The sequence below is a fragment of the Bacillus sp. JJ1521 genome, assembly GCF_036965165.1.
Classification (GTDB): domain Bacteria; phylum Bacillota; class Bacilli; order Bacillales; family Bacillaceae_L; genus Ferdinandcohnia.
Window position 1 is genome coordinate 619 of the sequence record NZ_JBALOX010000163.1, and the last position, 1,210, is coordinate 1,828.

At 35.7% G+C, this 1,210-nt stretch carries 2 protein-coding genes; one reads left to right on the top strand and one right to left on the bottom strand.

Annotation, left to right across the window (positions count from 1 at the left end; translation table 11 throughout):
* A partial coding sequence (locus V7147_RS19800; RefSeq protein WP_335369537.1) for a nucleoside transporter C-terminal domain-containing protein occupies positions 1-429 on the top strand: 429 nt, incomplete at its 5' end.
* 168 nt (positions 430-597) lie between these two features.
* On the opposite strand, the gene V7147_RS19805 is transcribed toward V7147_RS19800, so the two are convergent.
* A partial coding sequence (locus tag V7147_RS19805; protein ID WP_335369538.1) for a HAMP domain-containing sensor histidine kinase occupies positions 598-1,210 on the bottom strand: 613 nt, incomplete at its 5' end.

Genomic DNA, 1,210 nt, shown 5'->3' on the forward strand with positions numbered 1-1,210 from the left:
GGGGCCATGCTGATTGGTTTTATTGCTTTAATGGCGGCAATAAATTCGGTGTTTGAACTCATATTTAATGTTTCCTTTCAGTGGCTGTTAGGTTATCTTTTTGCTCCAATTGCCTTTATAATGGGGATTCCTTTGTCGGAGGCGGTTAGTGCTGGGGGAATTATGGCAACTAAACTATTGACCAACGAATTTGTCGCGATGATGGAATTATCCGGAGGCAATCATCACTTTAGTTCCCGAACACTTGGAATTCTTTCTGTATTCCTAGTTTCCTTCGCGAACTTCTCATCCATTGGGATTATTACTGGGGCGGTTAAAAGTCTGAATGAGGAACAGGGTAATGTCGTCGCAAGCTTTGGGCTGAAACTATTATATGGCGCCACACTCGTAAGTATCCTTTCAGGTATCATCGTTAGTCTGATATTATAATTCTGGAGTGCATTGGCATTTTCGGACAATCTTCGTAAATAAGCTCTATGTTTAAGTAACAAATGTCCATTTAAAAAAGGATACAGTATTTTTCTATTTTGAAAAGTCTGTATCCCTTTTTATTGGGCTTGCAATATGATTACTATTTTTTTCTTTTGCTCAGATGGATCACAATGACGGAAAACGGATGATAACAGTTGTTCCATGACCTTTTGAAGTTTGAAAGTTAATCGTGCCGTTATATTTTTCAATAATATTAAAACTAATCATCATTCCTAAACCTGTCCCTTTGCTTTTTAAAGAATAAAATGGAGTTCCTATAGAGGCAACTTCTTCTTCTGACATTCCTCTGCCATAATCGGTTACTTTAATGACCACAAAATTATTTTCTCTTCCAGCTGTTACTAGAACTAAGTCACCTACATTGGAAGCCTCAATTGCATTTTTAATAATATTGATAAGGACTTGTTTTAACTCTATGTTGTTAGCAGAAATATTACACTCATCCGTAACCTTTAACTCGATTCGATTCTCGTGTAAAAGTCCATATGAATAAAGTACATCTGTAACACTCTTAAGTACAACCTTTACATCAACGGTATCAGGTACTCTATTTTTTTCTGGTTTTGCCAGAGATAAAAATTGAGAAATTACCTGTTCAGCGGTATTTAATTCATTAATCATTAAAGTAACATTCGCTTTTCGATCAGGGGAAAATGAACTTTCTTGCTCAAATAATTGCAAAAATCCCTTTACAACCGTCAAAGGATTTCTAATTTCA